The following is a 2,051-nucleotide window of genomic DNA, read 5'->3' as shown; positions in this document are numbered from 1 at the left end:
ACAGCAGCAGACAAAGCAATAGACGAAGCAACAGATAAAGCTGGAGTAGACAAAGCAGTAGAAGAAGCAAAAGAAAAGTCAGCAGCAAATGACAAAAAAGATAAAGAAGCAGAAGAAAAAGAAAAACTAGCAAAAGAATTAGAAGACGCAAGAGCAGCAGCAGAAAAAGCAAAAAAAGAAGCGGAAGATGCAAAGAAAGCAGCAGAAGCAGCAAAAGAAGCAGCAGACGCAGCAAAAGCTGAAGCGGAAAAGAAAGCAAAAGCAGCAGAAGAAGCAAAAAAAGCAGCAGAAGCAGAACAAGACGCAGCAAAGAAGGCAGAAGCAGAAAAGAAAGCAGCAGAAGCAGCAAAAGAAGCAGCAGACGCAGCAAAGAAAGCAGCAGAAGAAGCAAAAAAAGCTGAAGAAGCAGCAAAAGAAGCAGCAGCAAAGAAAGCAGCAGAAGAAGCAGCAGAAAAAGCAAAACAAGAAGCAGCAGAAAAAGCAGCAGCAGCTGAAGAAGATGCAGCAGAAAAAGAAAAACTAAAAAAAGAAGCAGAAGACGCAAAGAAAGCTGCAGAAAAAGCAGCTGAAGAAGCTAAGGAAGCAAAAGAAGCTGCAGATAAGGCACAACAAGAAGCAGAAGAAAAAGCTAATGAAGCAGAAAAGAAAAATACTGCAACAGAAGAAGACAAAAAAGCAGCAAAAGAAGAAATAGACAAGTTACCAAACCTAAGCGACGACGAAAAGAATGTCGCAAAAGATAAGGTAGATAACGCAACAACAAAAGAAGAAGTAAAAACTGCTGTAGACGAAGCTAAGGAAAAGGACAAAGAAAATAAAGAAGCAGCCGAAAAAGCTCTTGAAGAAGAAAAAGGCAAAGCCAAAGAAGAAATAGACAAGCTACCAAATCTAAGTGACGACGAAAAGAAAAACGCAAAAGATAAGGTAGATAACGCAACAACAAAAGAAGAAGTAAAAACTGCTGTAGACGAAGCTAAGGAAAAAGATGAAGAAAAGGCATCAGACCCAGCAGACAAAGCAAAAAAAGAAGCCGAAGAAGCAAAGAAAGCAGCTGAAGAAGCAAAAGCTGAAGCAGAAAAAGCAAAAGCTGAAGCAGAAGAAAAAGCAAAAGAAGCAGAAAAGAAAGCTGAAGAAGCAGCTGAAAAGGCAAAGGAAGCTGAAGAAAAAGCTAAGGAAGCAGAAGAAAAAGCAAAAGAAGCAGAAGAAAAAGCTAAGGAAGCAGAAAAGGCAGCAGAAGAAGCAAAGAAAGCTGAAGAAGCAGCAAAGGAAGAGCCAAATAACCCAGAATTAGCAAAAAAAGCTGAAGAAGCAAAAGCTGAAGCAGAAAAAGCAGCCGAAGAAGCTAAGAAAGCAGCTGAAGAAGCAAAAGCAGCTGAAGAAACTGCAAAAGAAGAAGCTAAGAAGGCAGCAGATGACGCAGCAAAGGCAGCAGAAGAAGCTAATAAAGCAAAAGAAGCTGCAGATAAGGCACAAAAAGAAGCAGATAAAAAAGCCAAAGAAGCAGAAGAAAAAGAAAAAGCTCTTCCTGCAACAACTGATGACAAAGACCAAGCTAAGAAAGAAATCGACAAGCTACCTAACCTAAGTGACACAGAAAAAGATAAGTATAAAAAACAAGTTGACGATGCAAAGACAAAGGGCGAAGTAGCAAAAGTTGTAGAAGAAGCTAAAGAAAAATCAGCTGGAGGACAAACACCACCTACACCTACACCAACTCCTACACCTAATCCAGCTGGAGACAGAGATCGCGATTACTGGCATAGATCATACTGGACATATAGTTATGGACCAGCTAGTACAACAAAGGTAACAGCAGCAAAATCAAATCTTGTAAAACTAGAAGCAAAGTTAGTAATAGGTTCTAAAGAAATGATTAAATCAGTAGATGGCGTAGACCAAAAAGTATTTATGGACATTGCACCATTTATTGAAGGCGACAGAACAATGCTACCAATTAGATTTGTAGCAGAAGCCTTAGGATTTAATGTTCAGTGGGATAATGAAAACAGAACAGTAATCCTAATTGATAAAGAAAATGTAGTTAAAATTCC

At 39.2% G+C, this 2,051-nt stretch carries 1 protein-coding gene; it reads left to right on the top strand.

Going from position 1 to position 2,051, the window contains the following annotated elements; all coding sequences use genetic code 11:
• Positions 1-2,051, top strand: a 2,051-nt coding sequence (locus WMO19_RS09645; protein ID WP_349171654.1) for a stalk domain-containing protein, incomplete at both ends; no start/stop codon positions are given.

It is taken from the genome of Peptoniphilus hominis (ex Hitch et al. 2025), from assembly GCF_040096015.1.
GTDB classification, from domain to species: Bacteria; Bacillota; Clostridia; order Tissierellales; family Peptoniphilaceae; genus Peptoniphilus_A; species Peptoniphilus_A hominis.
The sequence above is the reverse complement of the archived record's forward strand: the minus strand, read 5'-3'. Positions and strand labels throughout refer to the sequence as shown.